This window comes from Celeribacter ethanolicus (assembly GCF_001550095.1).
GTDB lineage: Bacteria > Pseudomonadota > Alphaproteobacteria > Rhodobacterales > Rhodobacteraceae > Celeribacter > Celeribacter ethanolicus.
Window position 1 is genome coordinate 16426 of record NZ_LRUC01000040.1, and the last position, 23156, is coordinate 39581.

Consider the following 23156-nt stretch of genomic DNA (forward strand, 5'->3'; position numbering starts at 1 on the left):
CATGGCGCGTGCATTTCTGATTGTGATGGATTCCGTGGGGCTGGGCGGTGCGCCTGACGCGGACAAGTTTTTCAACGGCGAGCGGCCCGACACCGGTGCCAACACCATCGCGCATATTGCACAGGCCTGTGCCGAGGGGCGCGCCGAAGACGGGCGGTCCGGGCCGTTGCGCCTGCCGAACCTCGACGCTTTGGGGCTGGGCGCGGCGATGGCGCATGCCACGTCCGATCCCGCGCCGGGGCTCGAAGCGATGCCTGAGGGACTTTATGGCGTGGCCGCCGAAATCTCTCCGGGCAAGGATACGCCCTCGGGGCATTGGGAATTGGCCGGCGTGCCGGTGCCGTGGGACTGGCATTATTTTCCCGATGAACAACCGTCTTTCCCACAGGATTTGATGGATCTGGCCGCAAAGCTCTGCGGGGCAGGGGGGACGTTGGCGAATTGCCATGCCTCCGGCACCGAGGTGATCAAGGAATTTGGGGCCAAGCATATCGAGACCGGTTGGCCGATTTGCTACACTTCCGCGGATAGCGTGTTTCAGATCGCGGCGCATGAAGAGCATTTTGGGCTGGAGCGGCTTTTGAAACTCTGCGAAGACCTCGCGCCAACGCTGCATGCGATGAAGATCGGGCGCGTGATCGCCCGACCTTTCATCGGTACGGTTGAAGAGGGCTTTACCCGCACAGGCAATCGCCACGACTATGCCATCGCGCCGCCCAGCCCGACGATTTGCGACTGGGCAAAATCTGCCGGGCGCGCGACCTATGCCATTGGCAAGATTGGCGATATTTTCTCGATGCAGGGGCTGGATGAGGTGCGCAAGGGTACGGATCATGTGCTCTTCGATCACCTTTGTGACGTGATGGAGGAAGCGCCGGACGGCTCCTTCACCTTTGCCAATTTCGTCGAATTCGACAGCCTCTATGGCCACCGTCGCGACGTCTCCGGCTATGCCCGCCATCTCGAATGGTTCGACTCTCAGATGCCGCGGCTTTTTGAGCGGGCGCGCGCGGGCGATCTTTTGATTTTCACTGCCGACCATGGCAACGATCCGACATGGACGGGCACGGACCACACGCGTGAACAAGTGCCGGTTCTGGGCTATGGTCTTGGCCTCAAACCCATTGGTCCTGTGGCCTTTTCCGACGTGGCGGCCTCACTGGCCGATCACCTTGGGATCGAGGCCGAAGGCCCTGGAAGGAGTTTCCTTTGAGCATCACGGATATGCCGAAAATCGAGTTGCACATGCATCTCGAAGGCGCCGCGCCGCCTGCGTTCATTCGCGGTTTGGCGGCGGAGCAAAAGACCGATCTCTCGGGCATTTTCGACGAGAAAGGTGCCTATAAATACAAAGACTTCTGGGATTTCCTCAAGGTCTACGAAGCCGCCACTTCGGTCCTGAAAACACCCAAGGATTATTATCGCCTGACCCGAGCCGTTCTGGAAGAAAGCGCGGCCTCGAATGTGGTCTATACCGAAAGCTTTCTGGCCCCCGATTTCTGCGGGGGCGGCGATGTCGAGGCTTGGAAGGATTACCTTGCCGCGATCAAACAGGCCGCTGACGAGATGGAGCGCGAGGCGGGCGTCGTGATGCGCGCGATCCCGACCTGTGTGCGCCATTTCGGGCCGGATCAGGCCAGGAAAACCGCACTTTGTGCGCAGGAAACCAAGGGCGATTTCGTCACCGGCTTCGGCATGGGCGGTGACGAGGCCATGGGCAAGCAGGGCGATTTCAAATACGCCTTCGACATGGCGCGCGAGGCGGGGCTGCGGCTGACGACACATGCGGGCGAATGGGGCGGGCCGGACAGCATTCGCGACGCGCTTCGCGACCTGAAGGTCGAGCGGATCGGCCATGGTGTGCGTGCCATTGAAGACCTCGCGCTGGTCGATGAGCTTGCCGAAGCCGGGATCGTGTTGGAGGTCTGTCCGGGCTCGAACATCGCGCTCGGCGTTTACCCGAAATGGTCTGATCACCCGATTGCCGAGCTGCGCAAACGCGGCGTGAAAGTCACCGTGTCGACGGACGATCCGCCGTTCTTCCATTCCACCATGCGCTACGAATTCGACCGCCTCGCCGAGACCTTCGGCTGGGAGGAAGACGATTTCAAAGACTTGAACAAGACCGCGCTCGACGCGGCTTTTTGCGATGAAGCGACCCGTGGGGCGGTCGCCAAGAAACTGGAGCCTGCCGATGCTTGATCATCTGACCGTTGTGAAACACCCGCTTGTCCAACACAAGCTGACCATCATGCGAGACAAGGAGACCTCGACGGCGGGGTTCCGGCAGTTGCTGCGCGAGATTTCCCTGCTTCTGGCCTATGAGGTCACCCGCGAGCTGGATATGACTGAAAAGACCATCGAGACGCCGATGTGCACCATGCAGGCGCCGACGCTGGATGGTAAAAAACTGGCTCTGATCTCGATCCTGCGGGCCGGGAACGGGCTGCTCGACGGCATTCTCGAACTGATCCCTTCGGCGCGGGTCGGCTTTGTCGGGCTCTACCGCGACGAGGAAACGCTCGAACCGGTCGAATATTACTTCAAAGTGCCCGAGGACCTCGGCGACCGCCTCGTAATCGCCGTCGATCCGATGCTTGCGACCGGCAATTCCTCCGTCGCGGCGATTGACAAGCTGAAAGAGGCCGGTGCGAAAAACATCCGCTTCCTGTGCCTTCTGGCCGCACCCGAGGGCATCAAGCGGATGGAAGAGGCGCATCCCGATGTGCCGATCGTCACAGCGGCTGTGGACGAAAAGCTCAATGAACATGGATATATTGTGCCCGGGCTAGGGGATGCGGGCGACCGCATGTTCGGTACAAAATAAGCGATTTGCCCCCTTAACAGCGAATCGGTTCTGGGTTAGGCTCATACACAATAAGATGTGTGGGGCCACATAATGCAGGCTTTGAGAACGGTATCCGTTGCGGTTCTTCTCGCGACGACGGGGGTGGCGGTCATCGGGATTCATCAATCCGATGCGCGGTCGCTTTTCAATGCGGAGCAGCCGGCGGAATATCCGCCGCTGTCCTACAAGGGCACGCAATATGTCGACAGCCGCGGCTGCGTCTATGTGCGCGCGGGCGATGGCGCCGCGGTGCATTGGGTGCCGCGTGTGACCCGCAGCCGCGACGTGCTCTGTGGCTTCAAGCCGACTTTTGCCAATGTCGAAGACCATCTGCCGGTGATCCCCGATCCTGTGGGGACACAGGTTGCCAGCGCGCCGGTGCAGGCCGCGCCGAAAACCTCCGCTGCGCCGATGGTGCAGGTTGGGCCCGCGACCTCGGCCGCGCCTGCGACGACGAAGCCGACCGAAGCACCGATGCCGACCGAAGCACCGATGCCGACCGTGGCCTCGGCCCTGATCGCGCCTGCCGCTCCGGTTCAGAAAACCGCCGCCAAACAACCCGCTCTGCCGCCGCTCGAAGCGCTGGCGGGCAAGACCGTGGGTGAGCGCGGCTGTGTCGCCGCCGAGCAGAACGGTCGGATGCTCTGTTCTACCGGTGAGGTGGACTACATTCTGAAACGCCTGCCTGCGGGGGTGACCGTGCGCACTGCCGATGGCGGGCGGATGACCACGACAGAGCCGACGCTGGTGCGTGTGCCGGTGAAACGTGCGCCCGTGACCCCCGTGGCTCCGGTACAACCGCCGGTGATGCTGGCCACCGCGCCGGTGACGGTGCCGCAGGCGGCTCCGGGTACGGTGATGGCCGATGCCTGCGCCGGTCTTTTGGGCAGCGATGCGCAATATATGCAGACGAACGGGCGTTATGCCGTGCGCTGCGGGCCGCAGGCGGTGCACCCCTCGGCCTATATGCAGGCGCGAACAGGCGCCCGGCTCTCCACCTACAACAGCAATCGAACCGAGGTCGCGCGCGCGGCCGGGGTCGAGGTTTATGCGTTACCGGTGCCGGTGGCGGGCACCTTGCCGGAGGGGTATGCACGCGCCTGGACCGATGGGCGGCTCAACCCGAACCGCGGGCCTCTGACGGCGCGGGGCGATCTGCAAATGGCGCAGGTCTGGACCGGAACGGTGCCTGCCCATGACCTCTATGCACCGCGCAAGAAGACCTTCTGGGAATGGTTGTTCGGCGCCCCGGTCAGGAAACGCACGACGGTTCAGACGGTCGCTGCGCCGGGAACGGTTCCGGTGCAGGTGTCGACCAAATCGGTCGCGCCACAACGTGTGCCGTCGGCGGTTCAGGTCGCCGATGCCCCGTCACAACACACGGCGCAGGCTCTGCGCTATGTTCAGGTGGGCACCTTCGGGGAACCCGCCAATGCCGAGCGCTCGATTGCGCGGCTCTCGGCCATGGGTTTTCCGGTTTCGTCGCAGGTCCTGCAACGCGGCGGCAAGCCCTTGAAGATTGTTCTGGCCGGTCCTTTCGACCGGCCCGAGCAAACCCTGTCCGCTTTGGCGATGGTCCGGGGGGCCGGCTACGGGGACGCATTCGCACGCAAGTAGCGTTGAGTTAGACGAGGCAGAACAACAAAAAGAAACCCCCGCATCTGGCGGGGGATTTCTTTTGTGGGGTGCTGTGTCTCGGAAAGATCAGCGTCTCGGAAAGATCAGCCGCCGCAGACGCCCTGAAGCGCTACCCAGTCGCCATCTGAGAGAACGGGCCGCGTGGTCTCGATCCTGACCCCGTCGGCCTCGATCAGCGACAGCACGGTTTCGCCGGTGATGTCGAGCGCATAGGCATAGGGTGCGCTGTGGACCTGAGCCTCTGCGAAGGCGGTGATCAGCTTGTCGCGGTCCGGTCCGGCCAGCGGCGCGGTCAGAAGGCTTTCGGCATGGGCGTCGAGCACTTCGGGCGGAATATGCCCGGTGGTCAGCAGCCGCAGAGAGGTCATCAGCCCGGCCTCGCGCAACAGCCTTTCGAGCGGGTCTTCCTCGCGGGCGCGCTCAATCTCGGCCAGAACATAGCCCGCGACCACATCCGGATCCTCGTGATCCTCGACCACGGCCCGGTTCAGGAGCACGATGCCGCCGGGCAGGTGCTGGGAGATCGCAACGCCGCTGGTGAGCACGACAATCTGGCCGCCGCCGCCGGGAATGAGCCGTGTTTTCAGCTTGTTGAGGGCCCGCGCCCCATGCACCGTGTCGCAGGGTGCGCCGGAGAGGCGGCGGATGCGGTCGAGCAGTTCCTGGCCGATTTCGGCGCGGGTCACGGTCGGGACGATGGTCACCGCCTGACGGATCAGCGCGCCGGGCAGCCAGAACAGGCCAAGCCCGAGAAGGGCCGCGACCGCGAGGCCGATCAACCCGCCGCGCAGCCGTCCTGGATGGGGGCGGGCACGGTCGATGGCGCGGCGGATGCGGGCGATGGCCTCGTTCATCAGCTCGTCCTCGATCTCCAACTCCTCGGCGCTGTCGGGCGCGGGGCGGTAGCGTACGGGGCTTTCGCCTTCGGGCGTGATGCGTTCGATCGCGGGCAGCGACCAATGGGTCAGGGCGCGCCCGTCGGTACGGGATTCCGACAGCGTGAGAGTCGCCTCGCCCACGGAGACGATCACGGGGCGGCGCTGGCTTTCCCCGTCGGGAAGCCAGAGGCCGGGGGCCTCGAGACGTTCGAATTCTGTGAGCGCGATCATGCGCGGGCTGCTCTTTCCATTGTTTGACGGTACTCTAGCGGGGATCATCCGGGGCGACAATCTCTCAGGACAATCCCTCTGGGCGGCGATCCCGGGTTCGGTTAGGGTCGGAACATGATCATTTCGCCCGGACGCCACTATATTTTCGTGCATATCCCCAAGACCGGGGGCACGGCTTTGACGCAGGCGCTCGAGGCGCGGGCGATGGCGGATGACATCCTGATCGGGGATACGCCGAAAGCGGTGAAGCGGCGCGGGCGGATCAAGCAGATGGAGGCGGCGGGGCGGCTTTGGAAGCATTCCCGGCTCTCCGACATCGAGGGGCTGGTGCCGCGCGACGCGTTTGGCGGCTATTTCATCTTTACGCTGGTGCGTAATCCGTGGGACCGGATCGTGTCCTATTATCACTGGCTGCGGGCGCAGGGCTGGGATCATCCGGCGGTACGGCTGGCCAGGGCGGAGAGTTTCACCGGCTTTCTGAACGCGCCCGAAACCCTGCGCAGCCTGTCTGCGCCTTACAGCAGCTACATGTGCGACGGGGCGGGCGTGGAGCGGGCCAGCCATTATGTACGGCTTGAGGCGCTGGACGAGGATCTTGCACCGCTCTGGGATCATTTGGGGTTCGATCTGTCGCCGATTGGGCGGGTGAACGCGTCGGAGCGCAGTCGCGATGTGCGGTCTTTCTACACGGATGCGGATGCGGAGGCGGTGGCGCGCATTGCGGCCCCGGACATTGCCCGATTTGACTATCGCTTCGACTGAGTTGACGGCGGGACTGTGTCGCGATTGCGGCAAATTGGTTAATGAAACCTGTGGGATGGGGCTTGGGCTTTGGCGGGAGGGCTCGAATCGACGCGTGATTCCAGAGGGACATCGGGAGCGGCGTGGCCGCGGGTCCTTGAAAAATTGGTTAATCCGCAGACGCGGGAAAAATTTCTTAAAAGACTGTTACCAAATTCGCGAACAATTGAATGAAATCGGTTCAATTACCGCCTGTGTCGAAATTGTGCCGTATTTCCGTCCCATTCGGGCCGAACTCTGACCGCAGCCGGGCGATTTTCTGAACCTGCAAAGAGGGCGTGTGAGGAAACGACGGGCTGCCACCCGCAAAAAACTTCGGTCACAGGCTCTCGTTCATGGGGATGAAGCGATGATGAAACTGGGTCAGATGTTGCGCAGGGAACCGCTCCGCGAGGCCTCCGGTCGGACGGGGGCCTGGGATGGCGCTCTGCAGGGGATGCAGCCGGTTCTCACCAGCGGTCTCATCGCCGGAACCCAGATCGCCACGGCCAGGGGATGGCGCGATGTGGCGGAGATCAAGGAAGGCGACAAGGTCCTGACCTTCGACGAGGGTATGCAGGCGGTCGGGACGATTTCCCGCAGCTGGGCCTATCTCGGTCACGGATCGGTGCCGATGCAGCACTGGCCGCTTGTCGTTCCGCCGGGCGCATTGGGCAATCGCGCCGAGATGCTGCTTTTGCCGGAACAGCCGGTGATGGTCGAGAGCGACACGGGCGAGGCGATGTTCGGCGATCCGTTTACCTTGATCCCGGCGCTGGCGCTTGAGGGCTACAAGGGCATCGAACGCGCCCGTCCGCATCAGGCGGTGCTGGTCATCGTGTTGCATTTCGCGACGGAGCAGGTGGTGTTCGCCAATATCGGCGCGCTGTTTCATTGCCCGGCGGAAGAGGTGATGAGCATCGCCGATCTGATGGAGGACCGGTTTGTGCCGGGCTATGAGGTGCTGTCGCTGACCGAGGCGCGGGTGTTTGTCGATGCGCTTTTGGACGAGGATGCGCAGGACGCTCAGTGGATGCGGATGCAGCCGCAACGCCGCGAGGAGAAATCCGAGCGCGCGATCTGAAATCCGCCCGAGGGGAGCACGCGAAAGACGAGAAGTCATGAAAAAGCCCTCCCCCGAAGGGAAGGGCTCTATCGTACTGTTGGCGCCGATCAGGCGGCTTTGCTGTCCACACCCGCGCCGAAGCGGCCATAGAAGGTCTCGCCGGAGGCCGCCATCTCACGCAGGAGTTTCGGCGTCTCGAAGCGCGGCCCGTGGGTGGCGGTGAGATTGTCGCAAATCTCGACCGCTTTACCGGCACCGATGATGTCGAGCCAGGAGAACGGCCCGCCGGACCAGGGCGCAAAGCCCCAGCCGAGGATCGCGCCGACGTCACCCTCGCGGATGTCTTCCAACACACCCTCTTCGAGCGCGCGGACGGCCTCCAGGACCTGCGCCATCATCAGACGGTGTTGCACCTCATCCAGATCGGGCTGGGCATCGGCCACGGGGAACTCTTTGTTGAAGCCCTCCCAGAGATAGCCGCGTTTGCCTTTCTCGTCGTAGTCGTAGAAGCCCGCATTGGCTTTTTTGCCGAGACGGCCCTGATCGTACATCCAGAACACCACCTCATCCACGGCCTCGTCCGGGTAGGCGTCGCCCATGGCGGCTTTGGTGGCTTTCGCGATCTTCACACCGAGATCAATCGAGGTCTCGTCGATGAGCTGAAGCGGCCCGAGCGGGAAGCCCAAAAGCTTGGCGGCATTCTCGATCAGCGGCAGATCCACACCCTCGGCCGCCATGCGCACACCCTCGTTGATGTAGGGAATGATGCAGCGGTTGGCGTAGAAGAAGCGCGCGTCATTCACGACGATGGGCGTCTTGCGGATCTGGCGCACATAGTCGAGCGCTTTCGCCACGGCAACGTCGCCGGTTCCTTTGCCCTTGATGATCTCGACGAGGAGCATCTTGTCGACGGGGGAGAAGAAGTGGATGCCGATGAACTGCTCCGGGCGCACGGAGGCTTTGGCCAGCTCGGTGATCGGCAGGGTCGAGGTGTTGGAGGCAAAGATGCAGTCCTCGCCAACGATGGCCTCGACCTTCTTGGTCATCTCCGCCTTGACGCCGATGTCTTCGAACACGGCCTCGACGATCAGATCACATCCTTTCAGAGCGTCGAGATCGGTTGTCGCGGTGATGCGGGAGAGCACTTGCTCTTTCTTCTCCGGCGTCACTTTCTTGCGGCTGATCCCCTTGTCGAGGAGGCTCTCGGAATAGGCTTTGCCCTTGTCCGCAGCCTCTTGCTTCATGTCGATCAGCACGACCTCAATGCCCGCATTCGCCGAGACATAGGCAATGCCCGCGCCCATCATGCCCGCGCCCAGAACGCCGACTTTTTTGACGGTCTGATCGGCCACGTCGGGACGGTTCGCACCCTTTTCCAAGGCTTCCTTGTTGATGAACAAGGAGCGGATCATCGCGGAGGAAGACGGGTTCATCAGCACATGGGTGAACCAACGGGCTTCGATCTTGAGCGCGGTGTCGAACGGCACCATTGCGCCTTCGTAGACGGCGGAGAGCAAGGCTTTCGCCGCCGGATAGACGCCCTGGGTGTTGCCGTTGACCATGGCGGAGGCGCCGACGAAGGTCATGAAACCGGCGGGGTGATAAGGCGCGCCGCCGGGCATTTTCCAGCCCTTGGCGTCCCATGGTTTGACGATGTCGGCGTCTTTCGCGCTCAAAACCCACTCTTTGGCTTTCGCCAAAAGCTCACCGGGTTCCACCACCTCGTGGATGATCCCCGCACCTTTGGCTTTCATCGGGTCGAGCATCTTGCCTTCGAGAAGGATCGGCGCCGCCGCCATCGCGCCGACCATGCGCGAGACGCGCGTGGTGCCGCCCATGCCGGGGAAAATGCCGACCTTGATCTCCGGCAGGCCAATCTTGGCCTTGGGATTGTTGGCGGCAAAGATGCGGTGACAGGACAAAGGCAATTCGAGTCCGATGCCAAGCGCCGTGCCGGGCAGGGCTGCGGCGACGGGCTTGCCACCCTTGTTGGTCTTCGGGTCCATGCCCGCGCGTTCCAGTTTGCGCAGGATCGCGTGCATGCTCATCAGCCCGTCAAAGAGACCTTTGGCCGGATCGTCGCCGGCGGCGTCCTTCATCTTGGCGATGATGTTGAGATCCATGCCGCCCGCGAACGTGTCCTTGCCGGAGGTCACGACGATGCCTTTCACGGCGTCGTCGCCAAGCGCCTTGTCGATGCATTGATCCAGCTCGGCGATGCCCTCCATCGAGAGCACGTTCATGGACTTGTTGGGGATGTCCCAGGTGATGATCGCGACGCCGTCCGCGTCGACGGAATAATGAAAATCGGTCATATGCTGTTCCTCCCCTTACACGCGCTCGATGATCGTGGCCGCACCCATGCCGGATGCGATGCAGAGCGTGGCGAGGCCGGTGCCTTTGCCGGTGCGTTCCAATTCGTCCAGAAGCGTGCCGATGATGATCGCGCCGGTCGCGCCCAGCGGGTGCCCCATGGCGATGGAGCCGCCATTGACGTTGACCTTGGAACTGTCGACGTTGAACGCCTGCATGAAGCGCAGCACGACGGCGGCAAAGGCCTCGTTCACCTCGAACAGGTCGATGTCATTGATCGACATGCCGCTGTCCTTGAGGATTTTCTCGGTCACGGGCACGGGGCCGGTGAGCATGATGGTCGGATCGGTGCCGATCTTGGCGGTCGCGCGGATGCGGGCGCGGGGTTTCAGCCCGTATTTCTCACCGAATTCCTTGTTGCCGATCAGCACGGCGGCGGAGCCATCGACGATGCCAGACGAGTTCCCGGCGTGGTGGATGTGGTTGATTTTCTCAAGATGCGGATATTTCATCAGCGCGATCTTGTCGAAGCCCGGCATCACCTCGCCCATGTCCTTGAAGGAAGCTTTGAGCGCGCCGAGCGTCTCGACGGTCGTGCCCGGACGCATGTATTCGTCATGGTCGAGGATGGTCAGCCCGTTGATGTCCTTGACCGGCACAATGGATTTCGCGAAGCGGTTGTCCTTCCACGCGGCTTCGGCGCGGTTTTGGCTCTCGACAGACAGCGCATCGGCCTCTTCGCGGGAAAACCCGTATTCGGTGGCGATGATGTCCGCCGAGATGCCCTGCGGCACGAAATAGGTTTTCATCGCCAAGGACGGGTCCACGGCAATCGCTGCCCCGTCGGAGCCCATGGCGACCCGGCCCATCATCTCGACGCCGCCGGCGATATAGGCCATGCCCGCGCCGCCCTTGACCTGATTGGCGGCGATGTTGACGGCTTCCATGCCCGAGGCGCAGAAACGGTTGATCGCCAGACCCGGAATGCTCTGATCGAGATCGGAAGCGAGAACGGCGGTGCGCGCAAGGCAGCCACCCTGTTCGCCGACCTGGGTCACGTTGCCCCAGATCACATCCTCGACGGCATGGCCCTCAAGGCCGTTGCGCTCTTTCACGGCGTTCAGCATCTGCGCGGAAAGCGCGGCCGAGGTCACCTCGTGCAGGCTTCCGTCTTTGCGCCCCTTGCCGCGCGGGCTGCGCAGGGCGTCGTAAATATAGGCTTCAGTCATTCAGTCCTCCTCAGGGTCCGGCCTACAGGCCAGTCTCGATCGTCAGCGTTTGCGCCGGGCCAGTTCGGAATTGAACAGGCGCAGGCGGTGCGTCAGCTTTTCTTCATCCGTGACGGAGGAGAAATTCTCGAACAGGAAAGACAAAGCCTCTCCCTCGTCCAAGCCCGCCTCCCTCGCGAACTGCCTGAGGCGACGATACCCGTCTTCGGTCATGGAAACAGGAAAACGCCGCGTCATTCTGAACCGCTTCGGCATGATTACGCTCCGTCATTTCGTCTTTTCGGACGCTTGAAATGGAAAGGCCCCCGCCGGGATGGGCGAGGGCCTCAGTTTCGGGTTGCGCAGAGTTTAGAACGCCTCGGCGGGGAGAGTCATCACCGGATCGGCACCGGATTCGATGCGTTTCAAAAGCGTGCCGGTCATCGGCAGTTGGCGGGCCATGTAATAGCGCGCGGTGGTCAGTTTGTTCTGGTGGAACTCCGGGTCGTCCGTGCCGTTTTCCAGAGCCGCCAGCGACACTTTCGCCATCCGCGCCCACATCAGCCCGAGGCAGACATAGCCGAAGAGATGCATGAAATCATACGAGCCAGACAGCGCCGCGTTCGGGTTTTTCATGCCGTTTTGCATGAAGAACATGCCGGCGCCCTGAAGGTCTTTCGAGGCGGCTTTCAGCGGATCGACGAATTCGGCCATATCGCCTTCGCCATTCTCTTTGCAGAAACTCTTCACCATCTCGAAGAAGGCCATGACGTGTTTGCCGCCATCGGTCGCCAGTTTGCGGCCGACGAGATCGAGCGCCTGAACGCCGTTCGCACCTTCATAAATCATGGCGATCCGGGCGTCGCGCGTAAATTGCGACATGCCCCATTCTTCGATGTAACCATGGCCGCCGTAGACCTGCTGCGCATTGACCGTCGCCTCATAACCCTTATCGGTCAGGAAGCCTTTGAGCACCGGGGTCATCAGAGAGATGAGGCCATCGGCGTCCTTGTCCTTGGAACGATGCGCCTGGTCGATGAGCTGCGCGCCCCAGAGCATGAAGGCGCGGGCGCCCTCGATGAAGCTCTTTTGATCCATCAGGTTGCGGCGAATGTCGGGATGCACGATCAGCGGATCGGCCGGGCCGTCCGGGTTCGCGACGCCGGTGACCGCGCGGCCTTGCAGACGGTCCTTGGCGTAGATCACGGCGTTCTGATAGGCGGCTTCGGCTTGGGCGAGGCCCTGCATGCCGACACCGAGACGGGCTTCGTTCATCATGGTGAACATGGCGCGCATGCCTTTGTGCATATCGCCCAAGAGATAGCCGGTCGCCTCGTCATAGTTCATCACACAGGTCGAGTTGCCGTGGATGCCCATTTTCTCCTCGATGGAGCCGACCGACACGCCATTTTTCGCGCCCGGATTGCCATCCTCATCGACGATGTATTTCGGCACGATGAACAGGGACACGCCCTTGATCCCCTCGGGGCCGCCGGTGATTTTCGCCAGCACGAGGTGGATGACGTTCGAGGACATGTCGTGATCGCCCGCCGAGATGAAAATCTTCTGGCCAGAGATCTTGTAGGAGCCATCCGCCTGCGGCTCGGCCTTGGTGCGCATGAGGCCCAGATCGGTGCCGCAATGCGGTTCCGTCAGGTTCATCGTGCCGGTCCATTCGCAGGAGGTCATCTTCGGCAGGTAGGTCGCCTTTTGCTGATCCGTGCCATGCACAAGGATCGCCGAGGCTGCACCATGGGTCAGGCCCTGATACATTGTAAAGGCCTGGTTGGCGGCGGAGAACATCTCGCCCACGGCGGTGCTCATCAGATAGGGAAGACCCTGACCGCCGAACTCTTCGGGCAGATCGAGCCCCGGCCAGCCACCCTCTTTCACCTGCTCGAAGGCCTCTTTGAACCCGGTCGGCGTGGTGATCACGCCGTTCTCGAAGGTGCAGCCTTCCTTGTCGCCCACCACGTTCAGCGGTGCGATCACTTCGGAGGCGAGCTGGCCGGCGGCATCGAGAATGGCCTCGGTGAACTCGGGCTCAAGATCGGAATAGCCCGGAATGTCGGAGCCGGAAATGTTCAGCACATCGTGCAGAACATATTGAATGTCTTTCGTCGGAGCCGTGTAGCTCGGCATGGCGTCTCTCCCTTGCATGGCGCGCGGGAGCGTTGCCTCACTCCGCGCGTTTCAATCCTGCGATCTGTCCTTCGACAAACGCAATTTCATCTTCCAGATCGGTCATCACCGCGATCAGCGCCTGTTTCTGCGCTTCCATCCCCGCGAGCTTCTCGTGATACGCCACAAGCGTCTCACGCATCTGCGCCTCGCCTTCGTCCTCTTCCTTGTAGAGATCGAGCAACTGCCGGATCTCCTCAAGGGAAAAGCCGAATTTCTTTCCGCGCAGGATCAGCGTCAAACGCGCCCGGTCCCGCTTGGTGAACAGCCGTTTCTGACCCTCCCGGATCGGGAACAGCAATTCCTTGGCTTCATAAAAGCGCAGCGTGCGGGGCGTCACGTCGAACGCATCGCACATTTCGCGAATGGTCATCACCTCTTTGGTCGTCACGTCGGCCTTCTCCGGTTCTCGTCGCTTGGGTGGCATGTCCCGTGCTCAATTGCATGGAACGGCTCCCCGTCAGAGGCGCGAAGGTCAGCCTTCGGCCCCACCCTAATCGCATTTGCGATGCCGCTTCATTCGAAACGTGGCGTCATTTCGGATGGCTCCCAAATCCGCAGCCCGCTGAGCGTTACGCTAAAATTACGCATTCGTTATCGGCAATGCAAACGGTTTGGTATGCACTGCAAGTTTTTGCCTGTTTTCCCTTAAAAATTGCATTAAAAGCGCTTTGGATTTTTTGTAAAAATAAGCGTTTTCATCCCATGGGGTGAAAGCGAACGCCCCCTGCTCCCCGGGGCGTGTTTCCCGGCGGCGGCGAAAGAACGCCGCGTCGCGTTCAGGTCACTGTTCCGGTGCGCCGCATCAGGGCAGGTGCACGGTCTACGCGTCTTTCATCGTCTCGGCGCGCAGTTCCTTCAACTCGCCGATCGCCTTTTCCAGCTCGCGTTTTTGCTCTTCGAGCGCGACAAGCTGACGGTCGGCCAGTTCGACAAAGGCCTGCGCCTGGGCCTGTGTGCCCTTTTCTTCGTAGATCAACAGCCACTGACGGATTTCTTCAAGGGAGAACCCGTATTTTCTCCCGCGCAAAATCAGTGTCATCCGCGCCACTTCGCGCGGGGTGTAATAGCGGGAGCGGCCCTCCTTCTCGGGGGCCAGCAATTCGATATATTCGTAATAACGTAACGTGCGCGGTGTCACATCGAACTGCGCGCACATTTCTTTGAACGTGAGACGTCGGTCAGACATGGCTTCTCTCTCTCCTCACGTTGCATCTAAACAGATGAGTTCAGTTCCGCAACTCAATTCGGGACGGTACGGTCAGCATAGTAAACCGCATGGCAGGGGATCAAGGCCCGTCGCGGCGGGGAGGGGCGGCGGCATGTGCGCGGGGTGCTGTTACGTCACGCGGGAATTGTCGGAAATCGGGGCAATTTGCCCTTGCGGCGCTGCGATCATCTCACATTATGGGGGCCAACTTGTCCAAAAGGTCACAATTTTCGTCATGGATGACGCACGCACTCAAATGGCCCGCCAGTTCATCGAGCATCTGCCACATTGCGCAGCGCTCGGCATGTCGCTCGAACAGATCGGCGACGGGCAGGCGGAGATTCTCATGCCCTATGCGGAAAAGCTGATCGGCGATCCGGAAACCGGCGTGATCCATGGCGGGGCGATTTCGGCGTTGATGGACACCTGTGCCGGAGCTGCCGTGATGAGCCACCCCAGGGCAGGGATCTCCACCGCGACGCTCGATTTGCGTATCGACTACATGCGGGCGGCGAAACCGGGGGCGACGATCACCGCCCATGCCATCTGTTACCATGTCACCCGTGCCGTGGCTTTTGTACGGGTTTCCGCGACCGACGGAGCCAGCGACGTGCCGGTCGCGGCGGCCACCGGCGCCTTCACCGTGGAAAGGGGCGCATCATGAGCCGTTCGAAACCCGAGCCGATTCAGGTCGTCAAGGAACGCCGGGATGCCGCCCTCGCGGAGCTGGTGGCGCGCGTGCCCTATGTCTCCTTCATGGGGTTCGAATTCGAACGCCGCGGCGATGAGCTGACCGGGATCATGCCGTTCCGCCCCGACCTGATCGGCAACCCGACGCTGCCCGCGCTGCATGGCGGGGCGTTGGCCGCCTTTCTCGAAGTCACCGCGCTGATTTCGCTGAGCTGGTCCATGGTCTGGCCGCGGATCGAAGCGGGGGACGCGGGTGAGATCCTGCCGAAATTTCCGAAAACCATCGACCTGACGGTGGATTACCTGCGTTCCGGCCTGCCGCGCGATGCCTATGCCCGCGCCGAGATCACCCGCGCGGGACGGCGCTACGCCTCCGTCCGGGTCGAAGCCTGGCAGGACAACCGGGCGCGTCCGACGGTGCAGGCGATGGGACATTTCCTGATGCCCGACACAAGACCCGACCCCGTGGCATGAGTGCCGCTCCGCCGGACCTGAGCCACCGCCGGGTTCTTAAGATCGCCATTCCCATCGTGCTCTCGAATGCCACCGTGCCGATCCTCGGCGCGGTCGACACCGGCGTCGTGGGGCAGATGGGGGAGGCGGCCCCCATCGGCGCGGTCGGTCTCGGGGCAATCATCCTGGCCTCGATCTATTGGATTTTCGGCTTTCTGCGCATGGGCACGACGGGGTTGGTGTCTCAGGCGCGGGGGGCTGGCCAACCGGGCGAGGTGGCGGCGCTTCTGACCCGCGCTCTGATGATCGCCTTTGCGGGCGGGCTGGCGCTGATCGTTTTTCAACTGCCGATCCTCTGGCTGTCGTTTCGGCTTTCGCCCGCGACCCCGGAGGTGGAGGCGCTCGCCCGTTCTTATATCTCGATCCGCATCTGGTCGGCGCCCTTTGCCATCGCGGTTTATGGCCTGACCGGCTGGCTCATCGCGCAGGAGCGCACGCGCGGCGTTTTGGCGCTGCAACTCTGGATGAACGGGGTGAATATCGCGCTCGATCTCTGGTTCGTATTGGGGCTGGGCTGGGGCGTGCGCGGTGTGGCCTATGCGACCTTTGCCGCCGAGATCAGCGGCGCGCTCATGGGCCTGTGGCTGTGCCGTGACGCCTTTGCCGTGCCTGCGTGGCGCGACTGGCCACGGGTGTTCGACCGCGCGCGCCTGATCCATATGGCGAAGGTTAACACCGATATTCTGATCCGCTCCGTGCTTTTGCTGACCATCATGGTCAGCTTCACCTTCCTCTCGGCAGGCTTCGACACGGTGACGCTGGCGAGCAACAACATTCTGATGCAATTCGTCTCGATCACCGCCTATGCGCTCGACGGGTTTGCCTTTGCCGCAGAGGCCATCGTCGGGCAGGCGCTGGGCGCGCGCTCCGCCTATGCGCTGCGACGGGGGGCATTGCTGGCGTCCTTCTGGGGGCTGCTGGCGGCGGTGATGCTCAGTGCGGTGTTTGCGATTTTCGGCGGTATGATCATCGACGTGATGACCACAGCGCCCGATGTGCGCGCCGAGGCGCGGGTGTATCTGCCGTGGATGGTGGCCGTGCCGGTGGTGGGGCTTGGCTCGTGGATGCTCGACGGGATTTTCATCGGCGCGACACGGACGCGGGACATGCGCAACATGGCGGCGCTGTCGCTGGGGATCTACCTTCTGGCGGTGGCGGCGCTGATCCCGCTGATGGGCAATCACGGGCTTTGGGCCGCGCTGATGGTCAGCTACGTGGCGCGCGGGGCGACGCTGTTCTGGAAATACCCGGCGCTGGAACGCGCGGCGCTCTGACGCCGGACCAGAATTCTACAGCCAGGCGTCGCGCCCGGTGCCGACGGCCTCCAGAACACTGTCGTAGCCGTCTTTCTCAAGCAATTCGTCCAGCCCGCGGGCGATGCGCGGGGCCAGCGACAGGCCGTGATAGACCATCGCGGAATAGACCTGCACCAAAGAGGCTCCCGCGCGAATTTTCGTGTAGGCATCAAGTGCCGATCCGACGCCGCCCACGCCGATCAAAGGCACGTCCGTACCCATATGACGCGAGAGCTGCGCCAGCACGCGCGTGGACTTTTCGAACAAAGGTTTCCCGGAAAGCCCGCCTGCCTCGTTCTTATGTGCAGATTTCAAACCTTCGCGCGAAAGCGTCGTATTGGTGGCGATGACCCCGTCGAGGGCCGCCTTGCGCGCTACTTCGGCGATTTCCATCAGTTCTGAATTGTCGAGATCGGGGGCGATTTTCAACAGGATCGGCACGTTGTGATCGAGCCCCTTGCGGGCATCCATCACCCCCGCCAGCAGCGCTTCGAGCGCTTCGGGGCCTTGCAGATCACGCAGGCGTTCGGTGTTGGGGCTCGACACGTTGACGGTCGCAAAGTCGATGAAATTGCCGCAACGCGCCAGAACCTTGGCGAAATCACCGGCGCGATCCTCGCTGTCCTTGTTGGCGCCGAGGTTGAGCCCGACCGGGATGTCTGTGCGGTGATGGGAGTGGCGGCAGCGGGCGAGACGGTTGGTGATCTCCTCCATGCCGTCGTTGTTGAAGCCGAAGCGGTTGATCACCGCCTGATCTTCGGTGAGGCGAAACAGGCGCGGTTTCGGATTGCCCGGCTGCGGGCGCGGCGTCACCGCACCCAGTTCGATAAAGCCGAAGCCCGCGCGGGACAATTGCGGGATCGCCTCGGCATTCTTGTCGAAGCCTGCGGCCAGACCGATCGGGTTGGGCATCTCCATTCCGGCGAATTTGGTCTTGAGACGCGGCGAGGTGACAGGACCGGGCAGGGGCGCAAGCCCCGCGCGCAGGGCCGAGAGCGCGAAGTGATGCGATTTCTCCGGATCGAGGCTGCGCAGCATGACCATGCCGAGCTGTTCGAAGAGCGACATTCAGAGGTCCTCCGGAAAGAGATGGCTGTCGGTGGCAGCCTCGGCCGCGCCTTCGGGTGCCAGCGGCAGCGGTTTGACCCAGAGGAGGTCCTCAAGGGTCAGGGCGCGATAGAGATGCGGGAACAGCGCCCCGCCGCGCGAGGGCTCCCATTTCAGATGGGGCCCGAGCGTGTCGCTCTCGACGGCGAGAAGATGCAGGTTGTCCTCTCCCGCGAACCATTTGGCGGCGGTCTCTCTGACCTGCACGCCGGTGGAGAAATGAACGTAGCCATCGGCGAGATCGACAGGGGCGCCGAGGGTCTCGCCGTTGGTTTGCAGTATGGCCCATTCGGGGGCGCGAAAGATTTTGTAAATCAGCATGGCTCTCAGATGCCAGTGCCGCGCGTCCCGGTCAATGAGACTTTGTGTCCGCGCCCGGATTGCACCGGGTTTGCGTAAATCGCGGGCTTACAGCCAGCGGTGGCAATGGCGGTGAATGCGCGGAATGATGACGAAAACCATGGAGAGCACGATCATCGGGACCATGACGAGGTTGCGTTGCCAGATCTGCCACTCCGAGGTGAGCGGCGCGAGGCCGTAAATCAGGGCGGTGACCAGGGGGTAGACGCCGAGGAAGACGAAAAAGCTGAACCGGATACGATTCGGGCGTTTCGGGGCGGAGGGCATGGCGGTGGACATGGACATGTGCTAACTCCAAAGAGAACGGTGCGTTTCGTTATGCTTATATGAACGATGCGTTCAGATGTGTAAAGGAGGAATCGGGTGGCCGATCAGGTGGAAGATCTCACAGGGTCATGTGCAAAGCCGCAAAGGCGCTCGATCGGGGCAAAACGCAACCCGGCGACGGAGGAGGCGATTCTGGGCGCGGCGCAGGAGATTCTGCGCGACAAGGGCGTGAAGGGGCTGAGCATGGAGGCGGTGGCCAAACGTGCCCGCGCCGGCAAGGCGACGCTGTACAAATGGTGGCCCTCGCGCGGTGCACTTTTGGTGGCGGTCTACGAGCGCGCCAAGGGCGAGCATGTGCATGAGGACAAGGGGACGCTGATCGCGACGATGGCTGCTTTCTACCGCTATGTCTTCGATTTCTGGCGGACCGCGGAAGGGCAGGTCTTCGCGCTGATCATCGCCGAGGCGCAATCGGATGCGGATGTGGCCGAGGCGCTGGAGCGCTACCGCAAGGAGCGTCTCGTGGCGCTGGCCGAGGTGGTCGACCGGTCTCAGGCGCGCGGCGAACTGATCGAAGGGGCACAGGCTGAGGCTTTGGCGGAGACGATCATGGCTGCGGCCTGGATGCGGCTGATCACCGGGCGCCTCGACAGCGATCCCGAGCGGCTTGCGCATGAGGTGCTGGACGGGTGGATGGTCGGAAACCGATAGATGTTGCGCTACAATATGTGGCCCTCGCTGAGGTCGTTCCCTTTGAGAAGCGCTGCAACATCAAGGGATTGGCCTGACGTTTTGACGAAGCGGGGCGCGCGGGGTGAAATCGACGAAGCCGAACCGCTTTAATCTGCCTGTCATTTCAGCGTTACCGATCCGTGATCTTGCGGATGTAGGCCTTTTTGCGATTTCGGGCTTTGACTCGATGGTCAAGACCGGTCAGGTTGGAAGTCATCTAGTTTAACAGGGGGCAAGATATGCTCAAAAAAGTTCTCACCACCACCGCCGCGATGGCTCTTATGGCCGGTGCTGCGCATGCCGAATACACGCTGCACATCCTGCACACCAACGATCTGCACAGCCGGATCGAGCCGATCACGAAATACGACAACACCTGCGCCGAAGAGGACAACGCGGCCGGTGAGTGCTTTGGCGGCTATGCCCGTCTGGCCACGAAAGTCGCCGAGATGCGTGCGGAACTGGACGGTGAGAATGTTCTCCTGCTCGACGCAGGCGATCAGTATCAGGGCTCGCTGATGTACACGACCTACAAGGGCGATGTCGAAGCCGAGATGATGGACAAGATCGGCTATGACGTGATGGCGCTGGGCAACCACGAATTCGACGATGGCCCGGAAGGCACGCTCAAACTGATCGAGCATGCGAATTTCCCGGTGATCTCGGGCAACCTCGATGTGTCCCAGTCCAACCTGCTGAATGGCAAAGTGAAAAACTATGTCGTGCTGGAAGTTGGCGGCGAGAAAATCGGCATCATCTCCGCGCTGGCCGTCGATACGCCGGAAACCGCCAGCCCCGGCCCGAACGTGATCTTCCAGGATGAAGCCGACAGCCTTGCCGCCGATGTGGCTGAGCTTGAGGCCGAAGGTGTGACCAAGATCATCGCACTGACCCACGTCGGTGTGAACAAGGATCTGGAGCTTGCCGGTGAGGTCGCGGGCATCGACGCCGTGGTCGGCGGTCACTCCCACACGCTGTTCTCCAACGAGATCGAAGGCGCGATGGCCTATCCGACCATGGTCGGCGAGGTTCCGGTCGTCTCCGCCTATGCCTATTCGAAATACCTCGGTCACCTCGTGCTGACCTTCGACGACGAAGGCACGCTGATCTCCGCCACCGGCGAGCCGATCCTGCTCGACGCCTCTGTCTCCGAAGATGCCGATATCAAGGCGCGCATCTCCGAGCTGGCCGGTCCGATCAACGAGCTGAAAGCCAAGGTTGTGGCCGAGGCCGCCGCCGACATCGACGGTTCGCGCGAGACCTGCCGTGCGGTCGAATGCGCCATGGGTAACCTCGTGGCCGACGCCATGCTCGACCGTGTGAAAGACCAAGGTGTCGAGATTGCCCTCCAGAACGGCGGCGGTCTGCGCGCCTCCATTCAGGGCGGTCAGGTGACCATGGGCGATGTGCTCACGGTTCTGCCGTTCCAGAACACGCTCTCCACCTTCCAGGTGACCGGCGCGACCATCGTCGAGGCGCTTGAAAACGGTGTCTCCGAGATGGCCGATGGCGCAGGTCGTTTCCCGCAGGTGGCGGGCATGTCCTATACCGTCGATCCCTCTGCCGAGGTTGGTTCGCGCATTTCCGACGTGATGGTCGGCGGCGCGCCGATCGAGATGGACAAGGTCTATGGCGCGGTGACGAACAACTACGTCCGCAACGGCGGCGACGGCTACAAAATGTTCCTGAGCGCTGAGAACGCCTATGACTTCGGTCCCGATCTCGCCGACGTTCTGGCCGAGTACATGATCGAACATGCGCCCTACACGCCCTACACGGACGGCCGCATCACCGTGAAATAAACGGTTCGCGCTAGACAAACAGAAAAGCCCTCGCGATCATGCGGGGGCTTTTTCATTTGGGCTGGCAGGGGAGGAAACGGGTATGCACGGGCGCTGTACATGCGGAGAGGTCGAATTTGAAATGACGGCCCGGCCGATGATCGTGCATTGCTGTCATTGCACATGGTGTCAGCGCGAAACCGGATCGGCCTTCGCGCTCAACGCCTATGTCGAGACGGCTGAAATCCGGCTCACCAGAGGCACTCCCGAGATGATCGCCACACCCTCGAACTCCGGCCATGGCCAGAGCGTGGCGCGCTGTCCATCTTGCAAGGTCGCGCTCTGGTCGCATTACGCGGGGTCGGGGGAGGCATTCGCCTTCGTGCGTTGCGGCACGCTGGATGAGCGCGCCGAGATCGTGCCGGATGTGCATATCTTCACCTCGACGAAACTGCCGTGGGTCGTATTGCCCGAGGGCGCGCCGGTATTCGAAGCCTTCTACAAACCGAAAGAGGTCTGGTCGGAGGCCAGCCTTGCCCGGTTCAAGGCGGCAAGAGAGGCGTAGATGGATCATCCTCTGATCGACCTGATCAACCAGAAAATCGCCGAGGCCGAGCGCGACGGCGTTTTCGACAACCTTCCGGGGGCGGGCAAACCTTTGCCGCGTGAGGACGACCCGGAAAACGCGCTGTTGAACCGGTTGATCAAAGAGAACGGTGGCGTGCCGGAGTTTGTGTCGCTGTCGCGGGAGCTGGAAAAACTCCGCGAAGAGCTGCGCGAGACCTCCGACCGGACGCGGCGCAGCGAGATCATGAAGGAAATGTCGATGATGGACGCGAAGATCGGCATCGCCCGCAAGGCGCATCGCTGAGGCGCGCGGCTTGCGGGCGATGATGGCTCAAATATTCAAACCCTCCACGATCTGCTCTGGCCCTCGCCGCAGGAGCCGCTAAATTGCCCCCATGTGCGGACGGTTTGCCCTTTCCATGACAAGTGACGCTTTGGCGCAGCTTTTCGAAGCCTCGCCAGCGAATGACTTGCCGCCGCTTCCGAATTACAACATCTGCCCGACAACGCAGATCCATGTGGTCTACCGCGAGAGCGATGAGGCTACGGGGCAGCGCCGCCTCGTGCCAATGCGCTGGGGCTTCATCCCGCGTTGGTATAAATCGCCCTCGGACGGGCCGCTGCTAATCAACGCCCGCGCCGAAACTCTCGCCGAGAAACCCGCCTTTCGCGAGGCCTGCCGTCAGCGCCGTTGCCTGATCCCGGCAGACGGATTCTATGAGTGGTTCCGGCCTGAGGGCGGTGAAAAACTGCCGTGGTATATCCAACCTGCGGGGGAGGGGCCGATGGTTTTTGCCGGCATCTGGCAGGACTGGGAACAGAATGGCGAGCGGCTGTCCACCTGCGCCATGGTGACGACGGAGGCCACGGGTCGCATGGCGGAGATTCATCACCGTATTCCGGTCATCTTGCCACCGGAGCACTGGGGCAAATGGCTGGGCGAAGAGGGGCACGGGGCGGCGCGCCTGATGCAGCCCGCACCGGACGAGACCTTGCGATTCCACCGCGTCGGTAAGGCGGTGAATTCCAACCGGGCCAGTGGTCCAGACCTGATCGAGGAGATCGACGCATGAGCTATGACATGGACAATCCGGCCAGTTGGGAGGCGCTGTCGCTTGCCGCGCAGCACATCGGCATGGAGATGACCCATTGGGGGCCGGATGTGGCGCGGATGGAGATCGAGCTGCAAGACATCCACAAGAACCGTCACGGCATTCCCCATGGCGGCTATTACGCCATGATGCTCGATACGGCGATGGGCTATGCCGGGGCGTTCACAGGTGATCCGGAGGTGAAAAAGATGACCATGACTCTCAACATGAGCATCAATTACCTGTCGCGCCCGAAAGGCACACGGCTGATCGCCTCCGGCAAGCGCATCGGCGGCGGCGCCAAGACGTTTTTCACCGAGGGCATCATCGTCGACGAGACCGGCGAAGTGATCGCCACCGGGCAGGGCACTTTTCGGGTCCGTTCGGGTGTGTGAGCCAC

25 protein-coding genes are annotated in these 23156 nt (G+C 62.2%); 15 read left to right on the forward strand and 10 right to left on the reverse strand.

The window, feature by feature from the left end:
* The first annotated feature begins 1 nt into the window (after nucleotide 1).
* The 4 genes from NH195_RS14510 to NH195_RS14525 all read left to right on the forward strand — a co-directional run bounded on the left by NH195_RS14510 (nucleotide 2) and on the right by NH195_RS14525 (nucleotide 4465).
* Nucleotides 2-1213, forward strand: a complete 1212-nt coding sequence (locus tag NH195_RS14510; RefSeq protein WP_066708355.1) for a phosphopentomutase — start codon at nucleotides 2-4, stop codon at nucleotides 1211-1213.
* An 11-nt stretch (nucleotides 1214-1224) separates the two neighbouring features.
* Nucleotides 1225-2202: an adenosine deaminase gene (locus NH195_RS14515; protein ID WP_066708678.1), complete on the forward strand. Its 978-nt coding sequence runs from the start codon at nucleotides 1225-1227 to the stop codon at nucleotides 2200-2202.
* The gene (gene upp, locus NH195_RS14520) at nucleotides 2195-2827 is read left to right on the forward strand and encodes a uracil phosphoribosyltransferase (RefSeq protein ID WP_066708359.1); all 633 of its coding nucleotides are present in this window, start codon (nucleotides 2195-2197) and stop codon (nucleotides 2825-2827) included. Before NH195_RS14515 ends, upp begins: the two co-directional genes overlap by 8 nt.
* Nucleotides 2828-2899: 72 nt before the next feature.
* Nucleotides 2900-4465 carry an SPOR domain-containing protein gene (locus NH195_RS14525; protein ID WP_066708362.1) on the forward strand — a complete coding sequence of 522 codons (1566 nt, stop codon included), beginning with the start codon at nucleotides 2900-2902 and terminating at the stop codon, nucleotides 4463-4465.
* Nucleotides 4466-4569: 104 nt separating this feature from the next.
* On the opposite strand, the gene NH195_RS14530 is transcribed toward NH195_RS14525, so the two are convergent.
* On the reverse strand, nucleotides 4570-5595 hold the full coding sequence (locus NH195_RS14530) for a hypothetical protein (RefSeq protein WP_066708365.1): 1026 nt from the start codon (nucleotides 5593-5595) through the stop codon (nucleotides 4570-4572).
* A 114-nt stretch (nucleotides 5596-5709) separates the two neighbouring features.
* On the opposite strand from NH195_RS14530, the gene NH195_RS14535 reads away from it, so the two are divergent.
* Nucleotides 5710-6357 (forward strand): sulfotransferase family 2 domain-containing protein, encoded by a 648-nt coding sequence (locus NH195_RS14535; protein ID WP_066708368.1) that lies wholly within the window; start codon nucleotides 5710-5712, stop codon nucleotides 6355-6357.
* Nucleotides 6358-6745: 388 nt separating this feature from the next.
* Complete coding sequence (locus NH195_RS14540; RefSeq protein WP_066708371.1) at nucleotides 6746-7459, forward strand: Hint domain-containing protein; 714 nt, start codon at nucleotides 6746-6748, stop codon at nucleotides 7457-7459.
* Between the two features lie 89 nt (nucleotides 7460-7548).
* Here NH195_RS14540 and NH195_RS14545 read toward each other — a convergent pair whose 3' ends face one another.
* The 6 genes from NH195_RS14545 to NH195_RS14570 form a co-directional block, all read right to left on the reverse strand.
* Entirely contained in the window at nucleotides 7549-9756 is a 2208-nt protein-coding gene (locus NH195_RS14545; RefSeq protein ID WP_066708373.1) for a 3-hydroxyacyl-CoA dehydrogenase NAD-binding domain-containing protein, read from the reverse strand.
* 15 nt (nucleotides 9757-9771) lie between these two features.
* The gene (locus tag NH195_RS14550) at nucleotides 9772-10983 is read right to left on the reverse strand and encodes an acetyl-CoA C-acetyltransferase (protein ID WP_066708374.1); all 1212 of its coding nucleotides are present in this window, start codon (nucleotides 10981-10983) and stop codon (nucleotides 9772-9774) included.
* Between the two features lie 42 nt (nucleotides 10984-11025).
* Nucleotides 11026-11238: a hypothetical protein gene (locus tag NH195_RS14555; RefSeq protein WP_066708376.1), complete on the reverse strand. Its 213-nt coding sequence runs from the start codon at nucleotides 11236-11238 to the stop codon at nucleotides 11026-11028.
* 93 nt (nucleotides 11239-11331) lie between these two features.
* A complete protein-coding gene (locus tag NH195_RS14560; RefSeq protein ID WP_066708380.1) occupies nucleotides 11332-13104 on the reverse strand; it encodes an acyl-CoA dehydrogenase C-terminal domain-containing protein in 1773 nt (590 codons plus the stop codon).
* A 37-nt stretch (nucleotides 13105-13141) separates the two neighbouring features.
* The gene (locus tag NH195_RS14565; protein ID WP_081423960.1) at nucleotides 13142-13516 is read right to left on the reverse strand and encodes a MerR family transcriptional regulator; all 375 of its coding nucleotides are present in this window, start codon (nucleotides 13514-13516) and stop codon (nucleotides 13142-13144) included.
* A gap of 450 nt (nucleotides 13517-13966) precedes the next feature.
* Complete coding sequence (locus tag NH195_RS14570) at nucleotides 13967-14332, reverse strand: MerR family transcriptional regulator (RefSeq protein ID WP_066708395.1); 366 nt, start codon at nucleotides 14330-14332, stop codon at nucleotides 13967-13969.
* Between the two features lie 256 nt (nucleotides 14333-14588).
* Here NH195_RS14570 and NH195_RS14575 point away from each other — a divergent pair, with 256 nt between their 5' ends.
* From NH195_RS14575 to NH195_RS14585, 3 genes are read left to right on the forward strand one after another with little or no spacing between them, the layout of a single operon-like run.
* Nucleotides 14589-15017 carry a PaaI family thioesterase gene (locus NH195_RS14575; RefSeq protein WP_066708402.1) on the forward strand — a complete coding sequence of 143 codons (429 nt, stop codon included), beginning with the start codon at nucleotides 14589-14591 and terminating at the stop codon, nucleotides 15015-15017.
* Nucleotides 15014-15517, forward strand: coding sequence for a PaaI family thioesterase (locus NH195_RS14580; RefSeq protein ID WP_066708415.1), 504 nt, complete (start codon nucleotides 15014-15016; stop codon nucleotides 15515-15517). The genes NH195_RS14575 and NH195_RS14580 overlap by 4 nt, the downstream gene beginning before the upstream one ends.
* Nucleotides 15514-16830, forward strand: a complete 1317-nt coding sequence (locus tag NH195_RS14585) for an MATE family efflux transporter (protein WP_066708417.1) — start codon at nucleotides 15514-15516, stop codon at nucleotides 16828-16830. The genes NH195_RS14580 and NH195_RS14585 overlap by 4 nt, the downstream gene beginning before the upstream one ends.
* A 15-nt stretch (nucleotides 16831-16845) precedes the next feature.
* Here NH195_RS14585 and NH195_RS14590 read toward each other — a convergent pair whose 3' ends face one another.
* The 3 genes from NH195_RS14590 to NH195_RS14600 all read right to left on the reverse strand — a co-directional run bounded on the left by NH195_RS14590 (nucleotide 16846) and on the right by NH195_RS14600 (nucleotide 18603).
* A complete protein-coding gene (locus NH195_RS14590) occupies nucleotides 16846-17919 on the reverse strand; it encodes a quinone-dependent dihydroorotate dehydrogenase (RefSeq protein ID WP_066708419.1) in 1074 nt (357 codons plus the stop codon).
* Nucleotides 17920-18279: a DUF952 domain-containing protein gene (locus NH195_RS14595; protein ID WP_066708421.1), complete on the reverse strand. Its 360-nt coding sequence runs from the start codon at nucleotides 18277-18279 to the stop codon at nucleotides 17920-17922.
* 87 nt (nucleotides 18280-18366) lie between these two features.
* A complete protein-coding gene (locus NH195_RS14600; RefSeq protein ID WP_238379768.1) occupies nucleotides 18367-18603 on the reverse strand; it encodes a putative antibiotic biosynthesis monooxygenase in 237 nt (78 codons plus the stop codon).
* Nucleotides 18604-18681: 78 nt separating this feature from the next.
* Between NH195_RS14600 and NH195_RS14605 the strand changes: the two genes are divergently transcribed.
* The 6 genes from NH195_RS14605 to NH195_RS14630 all read left to right on the forward strand — a co-directional run bounded on the left by NH195_RS14605 (nucleotide 18682) and on the right by NH195_RS14630 (nucleotide 23151).
* Nucleotides 18682-19296: a TetR/AcrR family transcriptional regulator gene (locus NH195_RS14605; protein WP_238379769.1), complete on the forward strand. Its 615-nt coding sequence runs from the start codon at nucleotides 18682-18684 to the stop codon at nucleotides 19294-19296.
* A gap of 260 nt (nucleotides 19297-19556) precedes the next feature.
* Nucleotides 19557-21119 (forward strand): bifunctional metallophosphatase/5'-nucleotidase, encoded by a 1563-nt coding sequence (locus tag NH195_RS14610; RefSeq protein WP_066708424.1) that lies wholly within the window; start codon nucleotides 19557-19559, stop codon nucleotides 21117-21119.
* Nucleotides 21120-21201: 82 nt separating this feature from the next.
* Nucleotides 21202-21663: a GFA family protein gene (locus tag NH195_RS14615; RefSeq protein ID WP_066708426.1), complete on the forward strand. Its 462-nt coding sequence runs from the start codon at nucleotides 21202-21204 to the stop codon at nucleotides 21661-21663.
* Nucleotides 21664-21969 carry a DnaJ family domain-containing protein gene (locus NH195_RS14620; RefSeq protein WP_066708429.1) on the forward strand — a complete coding sequence of 102 codons (306 nt, stop codon included), beginning with the start codon at nucleotides 21664-21666 and terminating at the stop codon, nucleotides 21967-21969.
* A gap of 91 nt (nucleotides 21970-22060) precedes the next feature.
* Entirely contained in the window at nucleotides 22061-22738 is a 678-nt protein-coding gene (locus NH195_RS14625; RefSeq protein ID WP_066708432.1) for an SOS response-associated peptidase, read from the forward strand.
* On the forward strand, nucleotides 22735-23151 hold the full coding sequence (locus tag NH195_RS14630; protein WP_238379770.1) for a PaaI family thioesterase: 417 nt from the start codon (nucleotides 22735-22737) through the stop codon (nucleotides 23149-23151). The genes NH195_RS14625 and NH195_RS14630 overlap by 4 nt, the downstream gene beginning before the upstream one ends.
* The last annotated feature ends 5 nt before the right edge of the window (nucleotides 23152-23156 follow it).